We start from the raw sequence: 16218 nt of genomic DNA, 5'->3' as shown, positions 1-16218 counted from the left end.
CGGCCGGCGTCCCGGGCTGGTGATCAGCTTCCCAGCGAGGTGCAGGGGCGACCGCGCAGGTCCCTGACGTAGTCGTCCGGGGCGCCCGCGTGCTCGGCGGCCTCGGCCAGGATGCCGAGGTAGCGGGCCGAGGGCAGGCCGCCCTCGTAGCCGTCCAGCACGTAGAACCACGCCAGGACCTCACCCTCCAGGGTCTGCACCCGGAGTTTGACCTTGTGATAGAGGCCGCGCGCCGCGCCCTCCCACTGGTCGAGAGAACTCTCGTCCCATTCGGGCACGTCGTACAGGACCACGAACACCTGGTCGGCGGCGTCCTCGACGATGGAGGCGAGCGCGCCCTCCCAGCCGAGGTCGTTCCCGCCGAAGGTCAGGCGCCAGCCCTGGAGCCAGCCTGTCCCCCTGATCGGGGAGTGAGGGGCCCTCTGGGCCATCTGCTTGGGGTCCATGTTGCTGCCGTATGCGGCGTAGACAGGCACGGTGACCAACACTAATCGAAGATCGGCCGGACGATCACCCGCCGCGTGGGGCACGCCGACAACCCGGTGAATCGCGGGGGTTTCGGGGATTTCCGAGATTCGACGGGATGCGAAGCGAGGGTCGGTCCCGTCATGCGGGAGAATAGGACATGTGACGAGGATAGTGATCATCGGTGGCGGTCCCGGCGGATACGAGGCGGCGCTGGTCGCCGCCCAACTGGGGGCGCGGGTCACCGTGGTCGAGCAGGACGGCCCCGGCGGGGCGTGCGTGCTCACCGACTGCGTACCGTCCAAGACGCTGATCGCCACCTCCGTGCGCAAGCAGGCGCTCCTCGACGCCAGCATGCTCGGGGTGCACTACACCGGCGGCCCCGACGGCGACGTCGGCGGCGTGATCGCCGACATGCCCCTGGTGAACAGGCGCGTCAAGGAGCTCGCCCGCGCGCAGTCCGCCGACATCGCCGCCCGCCTGGCCGCCGAGGGCGTCGAGGTGGTCACGGCCCCCGGACGGCTGGTCGACCCGCAGGTCGTCAGGGCGGGCGACCGGACGATCCGCGCGGACGTCGTCATCGTGGCGACCGGCGCGACCCCGCGCATCCTGCCCGGCGCCGAGCCCGACGGCGAGCGCATCCTCACCTGGCGGGAGCTGTACGACCTGGAGGAGCTGCCCGAGCACCTCATCGTGGTCGGCTCCGGCGTCACCGGCGCGGAGTTCGCGGGCGCCTACCGCTCGCTGGGCTCGGAGGTCACCCTCGTCTCCTCCCGCGACCGCATGATGCCCAACGAGGACGCCGACGCCGCCGAGGTCCTCGAAGAGGTCTACCGCCGCCGTGGCATGAACGTCATGGGCCGCTCCCGCGCCGAGTCCGTCAAGCGCACCGACGACGGCGTGGTCGTCACGCTGGAGGACGGCCGCACCGCCGAGGGCACCCACTGCCTGATGACGGTCGGCATGATCCCCAACACCGCGGGGATCGGCCTGGAGGAGGCCGGTGTCACCCTCGGCCCCGGCGGGTTCGTCCAGGTCGACAAGGTCTCCCGCACCTCCGCGCCGGGCGTCTACGCGGCCGGGGACTGCACCGGGGTGCTGATGCTCGCCTCGGTCGCCGCCATGCAGGGCCGCATCGCCGTCTGGCACGCCCTGGGCGAGGCCGTGCAGCCGCTCCGCCTGGCCACGGTGGCCTCCGCCATCTTCACCGACCCCGAGATCGCCGCCGTGGGCGTCGCCGAGAAGGCGGTCCGCGCCGGGGAGATCGAGGCCAACATCGTCAAGCTGCCGCTGGCCACCAACGCCCGCGCCAAGATGCAGGGCTTCAACGACGGCTTCGTGAAGCTGTTCTGCCGCCCGCACACCGGCATCATCCTCGGCGGCGTCGTGGTCGCCCCCCGCGCCTCGGAGCTGATCCTCGCGGTGTCGGTGGCCGTGCAGCAGCGGCTGACCGTGGACCAGATCGCCCACACCTTCGCGGTCTACCCCTCCCTGTCCGGCTCCGTCACCGAGGCGGCCCGCCGCCTGATGCAGCCGATGACCCCCAGCGGCATCTGACCGCTCCGCGCCCCGCCCCCGGCGGACCTTTCGGCCCGTACGGGGGGAGGGCGCGGGCGGTCAGTGGACCCGGGGCCGGAGGCGGTTCAGCGCGTTCCTGCCGTCCTGGACCGCCTGGGCCACGAAGTGCAGCTCCTCCTGACGCCGGGCGATCATCAGGGCCTGCTTGGCGGCCTCGTACGCGTCCAGGGCGTGCCGCCAGTCGCGGTCCGCGGTCATCCCGCCGCGCGCGCCGAGCTGGAACTCGTAGTCGAGCTGGTCGATCTCCTCGCCCAGCCGGGTGATGTCCTCCTCGGCGCCGTGGCGCATCAGCGCGAACTGCTGGGCGCGCCGGTTGCGTCCCTGGGCGCTGATGCCCCAGGCCACCACGGTCAGCGCCAGGCCCACCGCGCTGAGCACGACCATGATCAGGCCCACCGACACGCCGCCGCCCCGGGCCGCGCCGGCCGACGGGGTCTCCGACGGCTCGCTCCCTAAGATGTCGAGGTCGGGGATCGTGACCGGCGTCGAGGGGTCCAGGCCCGTCGGGGTGCCCTTGGCACCGGTGAGGTCGGCGTCGTCGGCCTGGATGAAGGACGCGCCCTCGACCAGTGCGCCGGTGAAGTCGGCGCCGTCCAGCTCGGCCTGGGTGAAGGTGACCTCCCTCAGGTCGGCGTCCTTGAGCGTGGCGTTGCGCAGGTTCGCCTGGCCCATCTTGGCCTCGTGCAGCTTGGCCCGGGTGAAGTCGGCCTTGCGCGCCTTGATCTGACCGGGGGTGCTCTCCTCCAGGTCGGCGTCGATCAGCTTTGCGTTGGTGAAGTCCACCTGGGTCAGCTCGGCCCTGGTCAGGGCCGCCCTCGTCAGGTCCGCGTGCGGGAAGTACGCCTGCCCCGCCTCGGCGTCGACCAGGATCGCGTCCCGCAGGTCGGCGTGGTCGGCGTGCATCTGCCCCAGGTCGGCCTCGGTGAGGTCGGCCCCCCGCAGGTCGGCGTACTTCAGCGTGGCCTGGGTGAGGTCGGCCTGCTTGAGCGAGGCGCCGCGCAGGATCGCCCCGGTCAGGTCCTTCTGGGTCAGGTCCACCCCGTCCAGCTTCGCCTTGGTCAGGTCGGCGCAGCGCAGGTTCGCCGGAAGCCGGGCCCCCTCGGTGAGGTTCCTGCCGCGCAGGTTGACGCCCTCGCCGGGCCTGCACGGCCCGGTCGCGGCCTGGGCGGGAGAGATGACTGTCCCCGACAGCGCGAAAGTCGCGACGATGAGAGCCAGGGGGATGGAACGACGCACGGGAGCCTCCTTCAAAGCAGTCCCGATGGTGTCAGCGGATCATTGCATCCCGCTAGACGGCCGCTTGCATCGTTTTCCTGATTCTGTTCACCGGTGTTCGCCGGTTTCCCGCTCACCGATGTTCGCCGATTTCCCGCTCGTCGGCGTTCGCCGGGCTCCGCTCACCAGGGCTTTTCACGGCCAGTTCACCTGGTCTCTCCACGGTTCGTTCACCTTGGCCCTCCCCGGTCCGTTCACCGGTGCCCTCCGGGGGCGGCTCACCGGCGCGCCGGTAGCGTTCGGCGAGGACGCGGCACGCCTCCCTGAGATCGTCCGGCTCGACGGCGGTGATGTCGGCGTCGAACGTGGCGAGCAGGCCGGCGATCCCCGCCCAGGACCACGCGCCCAGGGTGATGCGGGTCCTGGTGGGGGAGACGTACTCGATGACCGAGCCGCCGGGTGCCCAGCGGGCCACGACGTCGGCGGGCAGCTCCATCAGGGCAGAGCCCAGGCACTCCCACCGGGCCGGGGTGTCACCCCTGTCGTGGCTGGTCATCACGTAGCGGGCCACGTCGGGCTCGGGAAGCTCGCGCCGCCGGAACGGGATCCCGGTGGGGGAGTGGGCGTGGATGCGGTCGACGCGGTGGATACGCCAGGAGGCGGCGGCCGGGTCGTAGGCGACGAGGTACCAGCGCCCGGCCCACAGGACGAGGTGGTGGGGCTCGACCCGGAGCGGCGCCGTGAAGTCGGCGTCGTTCGGGTGCGGCCGGCGCCCGTCGGGGGTGAGGTAGTCGAAGCGCAGCACCTGCTCGTTGCGGACGGCGTAGCCGACGGCCTTGAGCGTGCCGGGGGCGATGGGGGGAGCGGGGAACTCCCAGGAGTTGCGGATGCTGGTGAGGCGCATCGCGTCGACCTCGGAGCGAAGGCGCGCGGGCATCACCTGCCTGATGCTCGTCAGGGCACGGGCCACGGCGTCGTCGAGGCCGGTGACGCTGGTCGGCGCGGTCTGCAGGGCGACCGCGACCGCGACGGCCTGCTCGTCGTCGAGCAGCAGCGGAGGGAGCCCGCCGCCGGGACCGAGCCGGTACCCCCCGTCGGGGCCCTTGAGGGCGTGGACCGGGTACCCCAGGGCACGCAGGCTCTCCACGTCGCGGCGCAGGGTGCGCGCGCTGATCCCGAGCCGTTCGGCCAGCTCCCGGCCGGACCGGTTCTGGCGGGCCGCGAGCAGGGACAGCAGGGTGAGCAACCGGGCGGACGTTGTGGCCATGTTCCCATCGTCGGCCAGTGGCGGTCATCGGGTGTCCGCCACCCCTGGGACGGTACGCCCCATGACCTCACACGATGTCTCCCACACCGACCCGCGTGCCGAGGACGATGTCTCCCACACCGCTCCACGCGCCGAGGACGATGTCTCCCACACCGCTCCACGCGCCGAGGACGATGTCTCCCACACCGACCCGCGCGCCGAGAACGACGTCTCCCACACCGCTCCGCGCGCCGGGCACCGGGCAGGCGCCCTGACCGGCGCGTCCGCCGGGATCGCGCTGCTCGTGGTGCTCTTCGCCTCGTTCATGGACCTGCTCGACGCCACGATCGTCACCGTCGCCGCACCGGCGATCGCGGCGGGGCTCGGCGCGAGCGCGTCCCAGCTCCAGTGGATGCTGGCCGCGTACGTCCTCGCGCTGGGAGCGGGACTGGTCGTCGGCGGGAGGATCGGCGACGACCACGGCCGCCGCCGGGTCTTCCTGGGGAGCCTGGCGGCCTTCACCGTCGCCTCCGCCGCCTGCGCGCTGGCCACCGGACCGGAGACGCTGATCGGCACGCGGGTGCTGCAGGGCCTGGCCGGTGGCCTGATGGTCCCGCAGGTCTTCGGGATCATCCGCTCGTCGTTCACCCCGGCGGGGATGGCCGGGGCGTTCGGCGCCTACGGGGCCGTGCAGGGCCTGGCCGCGGTGGCGGGGCCGCTCCTGGGCGGGTTCCTGGTCGACGCCGACGTGTTCGGACTGGGCTGGCGGGCCGTCTTCTGGGTGAACGTCCCGGTCGCGGCCGTGGCGCTCGTGCTCGGTGCCCGCGTCCTGCCGGAGTCGACGGGCACGCGGCGCGGAGGGCTGGACGTGACGGGTGCGGCGCTGTCGACGCTGGGGGTGCTCCTGGTGCTCCTTCCCCTCGTCCAGGGCCGCGACTGGGGCTGGCCGTGGTGGGGCTTCGCGATCATGGCGGCGGGGGTGCTGCTCCTCGGGGGCTTCCTGGCGTACGAGCGTTCGGTCGCGCGGCGGGGCGGGCAGCCGATCCTGGACCCGTCCCTGCTGCGGGTGCGCGGCTTCGGCGCCGGGCTGCTGGCGTCGCTGTTCTTCTTCGGCGCCATCGGTGCCTTCTTCCTGACGCTGTCGATCTACCTCCAGGCCGGAACGGGACGGACCGCCTGGGAGACCGGCCTGGTGATCCTTCCGTACGCGATCGGCTCCATCGTCACCTCCGGCGTGGGGGTGGCGTTCGCGGCCCGTGCGGGCCGGGCGCTCCTGGTCGGCGGGTCGACGACCATGGCCGCGTCGCAGGCGCTGCTGTGGCTCCTCGTGCGCGACGGCCAGAGCCCGGGGTACTGGATGCTCGCGCTCGCCCTGTTCGCCGGTGGTCTCGGCCTGGGACTGACGGCGCCGATCCTGATCAACGTCGTCCTGGCCGGTGTCCCCGGCAGGGACGCGGGCGCGGCCGGTGGCGTGCTGTCCACCGTGAACCAGATCGGCGGCGCCGCCGGGATCGCCGTCCTGGCGACGATCTTCTTCGCCTCCCTGGACGCCTCTGCGGCCGGTACGTCCCGCCTGGGCGTCCACGCGGACGCGTTCGCCGCCGTCCTGCCCGTCGAGATCGCCCTCCACGTCCTGGCCGCCGCGCTCATGCTGCTGCTCCCCAGAACGGCGGCGGCGCAGGGGGAACGTTCCTCGTGAGGGGGAGAGGGCCCTCCGTCCCGAGAGCCCCTGAGCCCGCGAGCCCGCCAAGGCAGCGTTCGTACCCGAGAAGACAGCGCCCGTGCCCGAGACCATGAGAAAGCGAGTCACCATGCCCGACCGTTCCGGTTCCCGCATCGACCACCTCAACATCGCGGTTCCCGATCTCCGGGCGGCCGTCGCCTTCTACGAGCCGACCCTCGCCTCCATCGGGATCGCGAAGATGCTCGAGATCCCCGCCGACCCCGCCCTCGACCAACGCGCCATGACCGGTTTCGGCGCGGCCGGGGTCAAGCCCTACTTCTGGCTCCTCGCCGGTGGCACCGTGGGGACGGACATGCATCTCGCCTTCACCGTCGACACCCGGGACGAGGTCGCCGTCTTCTACCGGGCCGCCCTCGACGCGGGCGCCACGCCGCTCCACGCCCCGGCGGTGCATCCCGAGTACCACCCCGACTACTACGGTGCCTTCGTCCGTGATCCCCACGGCGTCGACCTCGAAGCCGTCTGCCACCACCCGGAAGGTCACTGATCGTCGGCCGCGCCGGGCCGCGTCACCGGCGGCGAAGGCCCGGACGTCCGGTGTGGTGGCTATTGTCAGGACATGACCGATCACCGCACGGTCGATGTCGACGGGATCCGGCTCGCCTACCGGGTGTCCGGAGCCGTCGAAGCCCCGCCGCTCGTCCTGCTGCACGCGATGGGCAAGACCGCGGCCGACTGGGACGGCGTGGTGGCCGCCTTCGAGCCCCACTGGCGGGTCCACGCCCTGGACCTGCGCGGGCACGGGGAGAGCGCATGGCCCGGTGACTACTCCCTGGAACTCATGCGCGACGACGTGCTCGGATTCCTGGACGCCCTGGCGCTCGACCGGGTGACCCTGGTCGGGCACTCGCTGGGCGGGTTCGTGGCGTACCTGTGCGCCGAGGAACACCCCGAGCGGGTGGAGCGGCTCGTCCTGGAGGACGTCTCGGCGCCGCTGCCCCGGGAGCGGACCGTGCTGGTCAAGCCCGCCGGGGCACTGCCCTTCGACTGGGAGATGCTGCTCGCCGTCAAGAAGCAGATCGACGACCCCGACCCGGTCTGGCTGGACCGGCTCGGCCGGATCGCCTCACCGACCCTCATCGTGGCGGGCGGATCGCTGAGCTTCGTGCCGCAGGACCGGATCGCGGAGATGGCGCGGCGGATCCCCGACGCCCGCGTCGTCACCATTGAGGCAGGGCACCTGGTGCACGACGTCCGGCCCCAGGAGTTCACCGACGCGGTGCTGTCGTTCCTGCGGCCGTGAACACCTCCCTCGCCGCCGTGGCGCAGGGAGAGGAACCGAACGGCGGTGGCCGAGATCGTCCGGACCTACCGTGCCGCTTCGGTCCTCGTACCACGTCCCGCTGTGGTTGATCAGTCGTTCGCGTGCTGTCGAGGGTCGGTTCGTCGCGCCAGGGCCACGTCGATGATCTGGGTGCCGCCGGGTGGGGCGTCGGCGGTGTCCCACCAGCGGATGGCGCCGATCTCCTGGTTGGGGGTGAAGGTGTGGTGCAGGGAGGGGACGTGGGCGGTGTAGATCGCGGCGTACTCGTCGCGGGGCGGGCCGACGAGCCGGAGGCGCGCGTATCCGGAGAGGGTGAGGGCGGGCAGGAGCAGGCCGCTCTCCTCGTGGAGTTCCCGTACGGCGGCTTGGAGAGGTGTCTCGCCGGGATCGATCCTGCCGCCGGGTAGTTCCCACTCCCCCCGGAAGCGGTCGAAGACCAGCAGCAGGTGCCGGCCGCACCAGACCGCGACCAGGGCCGCGGGCATCGGCGCGTCGTCCGGCGCGTCGGCGACGCGCGCGGCCGGCAGGAACGCCGTCAGCGCGTTCCCCTTCGCATCGCGTACCAAGGCTCCATCCATGGCATCCATGGTGAACGCTGGTGTTCAAAAATTCCCTGCACCACACGTCGACTGCGGGCGGCATCCCTCCGGGGTCGGTGTGGATCGCAACACCGATCAGCCGATCGAGGGACGAAACAGCCGAAGGACAAACTCGCCTGGAATCCGGCAGAGGGCCATGGGGGAGGTTCTGCGTGGCAGGTGTCACCGCGCAGGCGGACGCGTGCTCATCCTGCAGGCGGACGACGGGCGCCGTCGTGACGGCCGACCATGGATTCCGCTCACCGCAGGCTCTCGTAAGGACACGAACATGTTCAAGAAACATCTACCGGCCGCGCTGGCGGCGGCCGTCGTCGCCCTCACCCTGGCCCCCGCCGTCCCCGCCGCGGCCGCCGCGGAACCCACGATCGAGATCCGGGCCGGGAAGACCTCGATCCTGAAACAGTCGGACAGCAAGTTCAACTGCCCGACGAACGAGGTGCTGATCGGTCGTGAGCACCGCGGCGACGAGAACGGCGACACCACGTTCCACTGTGGACGCGTCTTCATCGACGGCATCCAGGTCACGGTGCTCAAGCTGGACTTCTGGGGCACCAGGACGGACGAGAACGACCACGACTACCACGCTCCGCAGAACCGGGCCATCGTCGGGATCCGGCACGACGGGGACGAGAACGGCGACACCGTCTACTACAGCGGTTCGCTGTTCTGGCAGGGCAAGCCGGTGCAGATTCTCGCCGGGTACCTGGAGGGCTGGCTCAGGGAGAACAACCACGCCTCGATCGGTGGCGCCCAGCAGGTGATGACCGGCCGCAAGCACCAGGGGGACGAGAACGGCTGGACCCAGTACGAGTACGGCTGGGTCTCGTTCAGGGGCTGATCGCCGAGCCGGACGGCGCTCCGTCAGGGGCGGTCCGGGATCGACGGGGATCGTGGCGGGTACCGGGACTCCGGGCTCGGATCCCGTGCGGGCGTCAGTGCCACTCCTGGGGACGAGGGGTGGAACGGTCGCGGTCCAGGTGGTCGTGTGTGCGTACGGCGAAGCCGCCCGGGGGGAGGTGGACGCCCTCGACCTTCTGGTCCTCGTCGCCGTGGTTGATGGCGAAGAACCAGTCGCCGCGCCGGACGAGTTCCACCGGGGCAGGGGTGAGGTCCAGCAGGCGGGCGTAGGCGTCGTCGGACAGGCGGGTGGAGACGTACGTGGCCGTGCCGGAGCCGTGGGAGTGGCGGGTGATGGCGGGCTGCCCCGCGAGGGGGGTGCCGGAGGTGTGCGGGCCGGTGTAGACGGCCAGGGCCTCGGCGCCTTCGAGGTGGACGTGCTCGCTCCAGAACGTGGCGGTCTCCCCCTGGGGGCCGGGGAAGGCCGCCGGGTGGTCCTCCGGGGCGTCGGGGGCCGACAGGGTGAGGGTGACGTCCGGCGGGAGGGGGTGGAACTCCTCGGCCCTGATGCCGAGGAGGTCGCGCAGGGCGCCGGGGTAGCCGCCGAGGCGGACGCGGGCGTGCTCGTCGGCGACGCCGCTGAGGTAGGAGACCACGAGCGTGCCGCCGTCGGCGACGTAGTGGCGCAGGTTGTCGGCGTCGGCGTCGGAGATGAGGTACAGGGCCGGGACGAGCACCAGCGGGTACGCCGACAGGTCGGCCGAGGGGTGCACCAGGTCGGCGGTGACGCCGTGCCGGTAGAGGACCCGGTGGGCCTGGCGTACGGCGTCGGTGTAGGTGAGCTCGGCGGACGGCAGGCCGGGCGACTGGAGGGCCCAGTTCGCCTCGACGTCGACCAGGATCGCGGCCCCGGCCTCGACGGGGGCCTCGCAGGCGTCCACCAGGGTCGGCAGGAGTTCGCCCAGCTCGCAGATCTCCCCGAAGATCCGTGACTCGGGGCCGGCGTGCGGCACCATGCCCCCGTGCCAGAGCTCGGCGCCGCCCCGCGAGGCCCGCCACTGGAAGAACATCGCCCCCCGCGAACCCCGTGCCACGTGCGACAGGCTCAGCCGGGTGATCTCCCCGGGGCGTTTGGCGAGCATCCGGCGGCCGGTGTAGGTGAGCACGGCCTGCTCCATCAGCAGCCAGGGCTTCCCGGAGGCCCAGCCCCGGGCCATGTCGGCGGCGAACGCGGTCTCGGCGGGCGGGTCGGCCGAGGGGTAGTGGTCGATCGCCACCACGTCGACCTCGTCGGCCCAGTGCCGCTGGTTCACCGGCACCCAGTCGCCGAGGACGAAGTTCGTGGTGACCGGCACGTCCGGGGTGATGTCGCGCAGCACGGCCTTCTGGTCGCGGAAGTGGTCGAGCATCGCGTCGGAGACGAACCGCCGGAAGTCGAGCGCCTGCGAGGGGTTGGGCAGGTACTGGGTGGCGCGGGGCGGGGCGATCTGCTCCCAGGCCGAGTAGTGCTGGCTCCAGAAGGAGGTGGTCCAGGCCTCGTTGAGCGCCTTGAGGGTGCCGTGCCGCTCCCGCAGCCAGACCCGGAAGGCGTCGGCGGCGTGGTCGCAGTGGCAGACGGTGCCGTACTCGTTGTGCACGTGCCACATGGCCAGCGCGGGGTGGTCGAAGTAGCGCTCGGCGAGGGCGTCGGCGATTCGCAGGCAGGCGTCCCGGTAGGAGGGGGCGTGCACGCAGTAGGTGTCGCGGCTGCCGTGGGTGAGCGTGGTGCCGTCGGGGGTGACGGTGAGGGCGTCGGGGTGGGCCAGGCCGAACCAGGGCGGCGGCGAGGCGGTCGGGGTGGCGAGGTTGACGGCGATCCCGCCCCCGTGCAGCAGGTCGAGGACGCGGTCGAGCCAGCCGAAGTCGTGGACCCCGGGCAGGGGTTCCAGCCGGGCCCAGGAGAACACGCCGAGGCTGACCAGGTTGACCCCGGCCCGTCGCATCAGCGCGACGTCCTCCTTCCAGACCTCCTCGGGCCACTGCTCGGGGTTGTAGTCCCCGCCGTAGTACAGCCCGCCGGTCCGTCCAGGCCAATCCACGCTCGCCCCTTTGTTTGGACATAAACTAAACTAATTATTACGGGTGGGCGGTTCCGTTTCAAGGATTTGGGGCACTCGCGGTTCCCGGCCGGGCCGATGCGGGGCTCGGATGCGGCGCCGTGCCTGCTCAGGACGCCGCAATCCCGGAGGATCACGAGGCCTTTTCGTGAAGACGGCGGCGGGCTGCGGGCAATAACAGCGTCCGTTGCCCCACGAAAGGCATCGCCCTTATGAGAGTCGGCAGCGATCACCCTCCGGATCGCGCTGCCGGGAGTGTCCGGCGTGTTCAACCGCAAGTGCCTCACGGAGAACGCCTGGGAGATCGCCGAGGGGAACGAGACCCTCTGTGCTCCGGGTGGCTACGAGGACTGACGGCGACGGCGGGGACGGACGTCTCCCTCCGGGCCTCGACACCGTGCGTGACCGATCCCGGTCCCGAACCGGACGTGCCGGTGTCCGGGGGAGACGCCCGTCGGCCCGACCTACGGGGAGGCGTCCGCCGGTCCGGTGTCCAAGGCGTCCGTCGGCCCGACCTCCGAGGGAGACGCCCGTTGGCGCCCCGGGGACGTGGTGCTCGATGACGCCGGCGGGCACCCCGAGCCATTGACGTTTGTTGGTTTGGACGTAAAACTAATTCCGCAGCCGCACGTCGAGCTCTGGAGTTCCCATGCCCTACCGTCCCCCTCTGGTCGCGCACGAGTACTTCGTCGCTGATCCGCCGGAGCTGCCCGTCCGTTCCCACGGCGAGGAGGGACTGTCGGCGTTGATCTCGGCGGAGCCGGTGGCCTCCGACGAGGCCGGGGTGATCCTCAAGGCGGTGACCACCGCCGAGGAGACGCTCCTGGTCCAGGTGGGCGTCGCGGGCGAGGGCGTGATCCGGGTCAGGCTGGGCCAGGACGCGGACGCGCGGACCCGGTCGGCCCCGGCGATCAGCATGGTGACGCCGGGCGAGTTCGCCGGGGCCCGGGTGGAGAACCGGGACGGGACGATCCTGCTCGACGCGGGCTCGCTCCGCGCGGAGATCACCCTGTCGCCCTGGCACCTGAGGTTCACCGACGCGAGCGGGGCGCCGCTGCTGGAACAGGACCGGGGGCACACCGACATCAGCGGCCGGCTGCGCACGCTGCCGTTCGGACGCTCGGCCTCGGGCGGCGCGGTGGCCGGGTACCACGAGAGCTTCGTGGCCGGGGCCGACGAGGCGTTCACCGGGTTCGGCGAGTCCTTCACCCGGCTCGACAAGCGCGGCCAGCGCCCCCTGATGTGGAACTTCGACGCGTTCGGCGCCGAGTCGCAGCGGGCGTACAAGAACGTGCCGTTCTACCTGTCCAGCCGGGGTTACGGCGTGGTGGTGGACAGCGGGGCGCCGGTGGAGTTCGACGTGTGCCAGAGCACGCACAGCTGCGTGCAGATCGTGGTGCCGGACGACCTCATCGACTACTACGTGATCGCCGGTCCCACCCCGCCGGAGGTGCTCGGCCGGTTCGACCTGCTGACCTGCGCGCCGCAGCTCCCGCCGAAGTGGGCGTTCGGCACCTGGATCTCCTCGGGGTTCTTCGTCGACACCCAGGAGCGGGTGATGAAGCGGGCCCGCACGATCCGCGAGCGCGGCATCCCGTGCGACGTTCTGCACCTGGACACCTACTGGCAGACCGACGGCCACTGGTCGGACCTGTGCTGGGACGCCGACGGCTTCCCCGACCCCGCGGGCATGCTGGCCGAGCTGGACACCATGGGTTTCAAGGTCTGCCTGTGGATGAACCCCTACGTCTCCCACCTCAGCCCGGCCTTCGCCGACGCCGCCAAGAACGGATTTTTCCTGAAAAATCCGGATGGTGAGGTGTACGTCGCGGACTGCTGGCACGGCTCGTACCCGGCCTGCGGCATCGTCGACTTCACCTCACCCGCCGCCGTCGAGTGGTTCAAGGGATTGCTCCGCCCGCTGCTGGAGCAGGGCGTGCAGGTCTTCAAGACCGACTTCGCCGAGGGCGTGCCGCACGACGCCGTCGCGGCCAACGGCATGTCCGGCACCGACCTGCACAACGTCTACACGCTGCTGTTCAACGACGTCGTCTCGGACGTGACCCGCGAGGTCACCGGGCACGGCATGGTCTGGGCGCGCTCGTCGTACCTCGGCGGGCAGCGGCACGCGGCGCAGTGGAGCGGCGACACCTACACCAGCTACCCGGCGATGGCCAGCACGCTGCGCGGCGGGCTGGCGCACGGCCTGTCCGGCGTCCCGTTCTGGAGCCACGACGCCGGAGGGTTCACCGGCCGTCCCACCGACGACCTGTACGTCCGCTGGACCCAGTTCGGCGCCCTGTCCCCGCTGCTGCGCCTGCACGGCACCACCAGCCGGGAGCCGTGGGAGTTCCCCGAGGTCGAGGCCGAAGCCGTGGAGGCGCTGAGGCTGCGCTACCGGCTCATGCCCTACATCTACACCGCGGCCGTGGAGGCCGCCAGGACCGGGGCGCCGATGATGCGGGCGCTGTGCGTCGACCACCCCGGCGACCCGGTGGCCTGGCAGGCCGACCTGGAGTACCTGCTCGGCCGCGACCTGCTGGTGGCGCCGATGACCTCTCCCGAGCAGGTCAGGAAGGTCTACCTGCCCGAGGGCGAGTGGGTCGACCACTGGACCGGCGACGTCCTGATCGGCGGACGCTACGTCACGGCCGCCACGCCGCTGGACCGCATCCCGCTGTACGTGCGGCACGGCGCGATCATCCCCGTCCTGGCCGACCCGCGGGGAGCCGTCGGCGACGGGCCGTTCGGGGAGATCACCCTGGTCGTGTACGGCGTCGCGGAGAGCCGTACCACCGTCTCCGACCTCGACGGGGACACCGTGATCGTCTCCGTCCCCGACGGGGAGGGCCTGCGGGTGACCGTCTCGGGGAGCGCGCGGATCGCGGGCGTCGAATTCGCGGGGACCGGCGTCCCGGTCGTCATCACCACCACCTAGAAGAACACGCATGCCCAAGTGCGCGGCCCGTTCTCCCGTCCACGGCGGGGGAACGGGCCGCATGCGTCCGGGGGCCCGGATGACCACGGGTCTCGGGGGTAGGGGGCGCGGGACCCCCGTACGGGATGTCTCGGGTCACGATGATCCCGCGGAGAATGTGCCGGATCATCGTGATCCACGTTCTCAGCCCGACTCCGGAAGGACGACCATGACGACCACCACCCGGCCCGCCGAGGCATCCGGCACGTTCGCCATCGGAGGCGACCTCGTCGTCAACCGCCTGGGCTTCGGGAGCATGCAGCTCACCGGCGAGGGGGTGTGGGGAGAGCCGCGCGACCCCGAGGAGGCCGTGAGGGTCCTGCGCCGTGCCGTCGAGCTGGGCGTCACCCTGATCGACACCGCCGACTCCTACGGCCCGTTCGTGGCCGAGCGGCTCATCAAAAAGGCGCTGCACCCCTACCCCGACGAGCTGGTCATCGCGACCAAGGCGGGGTTCACCCGGCAGGGGCCGGGGGAGTGGCGCCCGCTCGGCCGCCCCGAGTACCTGCGCCAGCAGGCCGAGCTGAGCCTGCGCCACCTCGGCGTCGAGCGGATCGACCTGTTCCAGCTCCACCGCATCGACCCGGCGGTGCCCGTCGCCGACCAGGTCGGGGAGCTCGCCCTCCTGCAGCAGGAGGGCAAGATCCGCCACATCGGCCTCAGCGAGGTGAGCGTCGAGGACGTCGAGGAGGCGGGGAAGTCCGCGAGGATCGTCTCGGTGCAGAACCTCTACAACCTCGCGCACCGCGACGCCGAGCCGCTGCTGGAGTACGCCGAGGCCAACGACATCGCGTTCATCCCGTGGTTCCCGCTGGCGACCGGCAGCCTGGCCAAGGAGGGCGGCCCGCTCGCCGAGGCCGCCGCCGGCCACGGGGCCACGCCCTCGCAGCTCGCGCTGGCCTGGCTGCTGCGGCGCTCGCCGGTGATGCTGCCCATCCCGGGCACCTCGAAGGTCGCGCACCTGGAGGACAACGTCACCGCCGCCACGGTCACCCTGACCGACGAGCAGTTCGAGGCCCTGTCCAAGGGGGCCTGACCTCGGTTTTCCTCGAGCCCGCCGCCCGTCCGGGATCGCCCCGGGCGGGCGGCGAGCTCGTTCCGTAGCCTTCGGCGTCTCCGTAGCCTCCGGCTTCTCCGGCGCACGGCAGTCTCCGGCTTTTCCGGCGCACGGCCCTCGGCCGGACGCGCCGCCTCGCCACGGTTCGCCTCCGTCGCGGCGGGGCCGAAAAAATCCCGGCGAAGAAGCTTGCACATCGAGCTGCCGATAACTTATAACTGAAGTAACAAGTTTCCAGCACGGCAGGCTTGAGGATACCTGCCAGTTTCACCGGAGGTGGTTACCGATGCTGCTCACGTCGATCGACCCGTTCGTGCAGGAGTTCGACCGCCGCTTCGACCGGCTCGCCCGTCAGGCCTTCGGCGGGGCCGACGCCGCCGCGCGCGGGGCCATGCCGCTCGACGGGGTTCGCCGCAAGGACGACGTCCTGCTCAGGTTCGACCTGCCGGGCATCGACCCCGACTCCATCGAGGTGACCGTCGACCGTGGCGTGCTCACGGTGAGCGCCGGCCGCGAGGAGGAGTACGGTGAGGACGACCGCCTCTTCGTCCGCGAGCGCCCGATGGGCACCTTCACCCGGCGTGTGTACCTCTCCGAGCACCTCGACGCCGAGAAGGTCGACGCGGCCTACTCCAACGGGGTGCTGGCGGTGCGCATCCCGGTCATCGAGCGGGCCAAGCCCCGCAAGGTCGAGATCCACAAGGCCGAGGACGCCTCCGAGCAGCGGTCGATCAAGTCCTGAGGCCACCGGGCCTGAACGCGGAACCCGACAGGGTGGGCGACCGGATCTCCGGCCCCGCCCTTCCGCGTTTCGAGAGAGGAACCGTGATGGCCCGCCTGCCCTTCGACGACGAGCACGCCCCCCTGTACTCGGTCGGACAGGTCGCCGACATGCTCGATGTCGAGCAGGCCTTCCTGCGCCGTCTCGACGAGCACGACGTGGTCCGCCCCGCCCGTTCCACCGGCGGTCAGCGCCGCTACACCCGCCACGAGATCGGTGACCTCCAGGACGCCATCCAGCTGGCCGGCGAGGGCATGACACTCGCCGCGATCCGCAGGATCTTCGCGCTCCAGCAGCAGGTCCGCGAGCTGGAGGAGGAGCTGGCCAGGGAGCGGGAGACCCGCCGGGAGGGCTGACCC

Annotated in this window: 14 protein-coding genes; 9 read left to right on the top strand and 5 right to left on the bottom strand. The window is 71.6% G+C overall.

Going from position 1 to position 16218, the window contains the following annotated elements; all coding sequences use genetic code 11:
- Positions 1-23: 23 nt before the first annotated feature.
- A complete protein-coding gene (locus ACLQ2R_RS23170) occupies positions 24-476 on the bottom strand; it encodes a gamma-glutamylcyclotransferase (protein WP_386236250.1) in 453 nt (150 codons plus the stop codon).
- Positions 477-627: 151 nt separating this feature from the next.
- On the opposite strand from ACLQ2R_RS23170, the gene ACLQ2R_RS23165 reads away from it, so the two are divergent.
- The gene (locus ACLQ2R_RS23165; protein WP_425962514.1) at positions 628-2022 is read left to right on the top strand and encodes an NAD(P)H-quinone dehydrogenase; all 1395 of its coding nucleotides are present in this window, start codon (positions 628-630) and stop codon (positions 2020-2022) included.
- 60 nt (positions 2023-2082) lie between these two features.
- Here ACLQ2R_RS23165 and ACLQ2R_RS23160 read toward each other — a convergent pair whose 3' ends face one another.
- Positions 2083-3279 carry a pentapeptide repeat-containing protein gene (locus tag ACLQ2R_RS23160; protein WP_425962513.1) on the bottom strand — a complete coding sequence of 399 codons (1197 nt, stop codon included), beginning with the start codon at positions 3277-3279 and terminating at the stop codon, positions 2083-2085.
- A 112-nt stretch (positions 3280-3391) separates the two neighbouring features.
- Positions 3392-4525 (bottom strand): helix-turn-helix transcriptional regulator, encoded by a 1134-nt coding sequence (locus tag ACLQ2R_RS23155; RefSeq protein ID WP_425962512.1) that lies wholly within the window; start codon positions 4523-4525, stop codon positions 3392-3394.
- Between the two features lie 61 nt (positions 4526-4586).
- Here ACLQ2R_RS23155 and ACLQ2R_RS23150 point away from each other — a divergent pair, with 61 nt between their 5' ends.
- The 3 genes from ACLQ2R_RS23150 (at position 4587) to ACLQ2R_RS23140 (ending at position 7491) form a co-directional block, all read left to right on the top strand.
- Positions 4587-6203, top strand: a complete 1617-nt coding sequence (locus ACLQ2R_RS23150; RefSeq protein ID WP_425962510.1) for an MFS transporter — start codon at positions 4587-4589, stop codon at positions 6201-6203.
- Between the two features lie 112 nt (positions 6204-6315).
- Positions 6316-6735, top strand: a complete 420-nt coding sequence (locus ACLQ2R_RS23145; RefSeq protein WP_425962508.1) for a VOC family protein — start codon at positions 6316-6318, stop codon at positions 6733-6735.
- A 72-nt stretch (positions 6736-6807) separates the two neighbouring features.
- Positions 6808-7491, top strand: a complete 684-nt coding sequence (locus ACLQ2R_RS23140; protein ID WP_425962506.1) for an alpha/beta fold hydrolase — start codon at positions 6808-6810, stop codon at positions 7489-7491.
- 110 nt (positions 7492-7601) lie between these two features.
- Here ACLQ2R_RS23140 and ACLQ2R_RS23135 read toward each other — a convergent pair whose 3' ends face one another.
- A complete protein-coding gene (locus tag ACLQ2R_RS23135) occupies positions 7602-8090 on the bottom strand; it encodes an NUDIX hydrolase (protein WP_425962504.1) in 489 nt (162 codons plus the stop codon).
- Positions 8091-8379: 289 nt separating this feature from the next.
- Here ACLQ2R_RS23135 and ACLQ2R_RS23130 point away from each other — a divergent pair, with 289 nt between their 5' ends.
- On the top strand, positions 8380-8949 hold the full coding sequence (locus ACLQ2R_RS23130) for a hypothetical protein (protein WP_425962502.1): 570 nt from the start codon (positions 8380-8382) through the stop codon (positions 8947-8949).
- Between the two features lie 94 nt (positions 8950-9043).
- Here ACLQ2R_RS23130 and ACLQ2R_RS23125 read toward each other — a convergent pair whose 3' ends face one another.
- Entirely contained in the window at positions 9044-11026 is a 1983-nt protein-coding gene (locus ACLQ2R_RS23125; protein WP_425962501.1) for a beta-galactosidase, read from the bottom strand.
- Positions 11027-11693: 667 nt separating this feature from the next.
- Between ACLQ2R_RS23125 and ACLQ2R_RS23120 the strand changes: the two genes are divergently transcribed.
- The 4 genes from ACLQ2R_RS23120 to ACLQ2R_RS23105 all read left to right on the top strand — a co-directional run bounded on the left by ACLQ2R_RS23120 (position 11694) and on the right by ACLQ2R_RS23105 (position 16215).
- On the top strand, positions 11694-13982 hold the full coding sequence (locus ACLQ2R_RS23120) for a TIM-barrel domain-containing protein (RefSeq protein ID WP_425962499.1): 2289 nt from the start codon (positions 11694-11696) through the stop codon (positions 13980-13982).
- A 208-nt stretch (positions 13983-14190) separates the two neighbouring features.
- Positions 14191-15057, top strand: coding sequence for an aldo/keto reductase (locus ACLQ2R_RS23115; protein ID WP_425962498.1), 867 nt, complete (start codon positions 14191-14193; stop codon positions 15055-15057).
- Positions 15058-15364: 307 nt separating this feature from the next.
- A complete protein-coding gene (locus tag ACLQ2R_RS23110; protein ID WP_425962497.1) occupies positions 15365-15820 on the top strand; it encodes an Hsp20/alpha crystallin family protein in 456 nt (151 codons plus the stop codon).
- Between the two features lie 86 nt (positions 15821-15906).
- Positions 15907-16215: a helix-turn-helix domain-containing protein gene (locus ACLQ2R_RS23105; RefSeq protein ID WP_425962496.1), complete on the top strand. Its 309-nt coding sequence runs from the start codon at positions 15907-15909 to the stop codon at positions 16213-16215.
- The last annotated feature ends 3 nt before the right edge of the window (positions 16216-16218 follow it).

It is taken from the genome of Streptosporangium sp. DT93 (assembly GCF_049844535.1).
Classification (GTDB): domain Bacteria; phylum Actinomycetota; class Actinomycetes; order Streptosporangiales; family Streptosporangiaceae; genus Streptosporangium.
The sequence above is the reverse complement of the archived record's forward strand: the minus strand, read 5'-3'. Positions and strand labels throughout refer to the sequence as shown.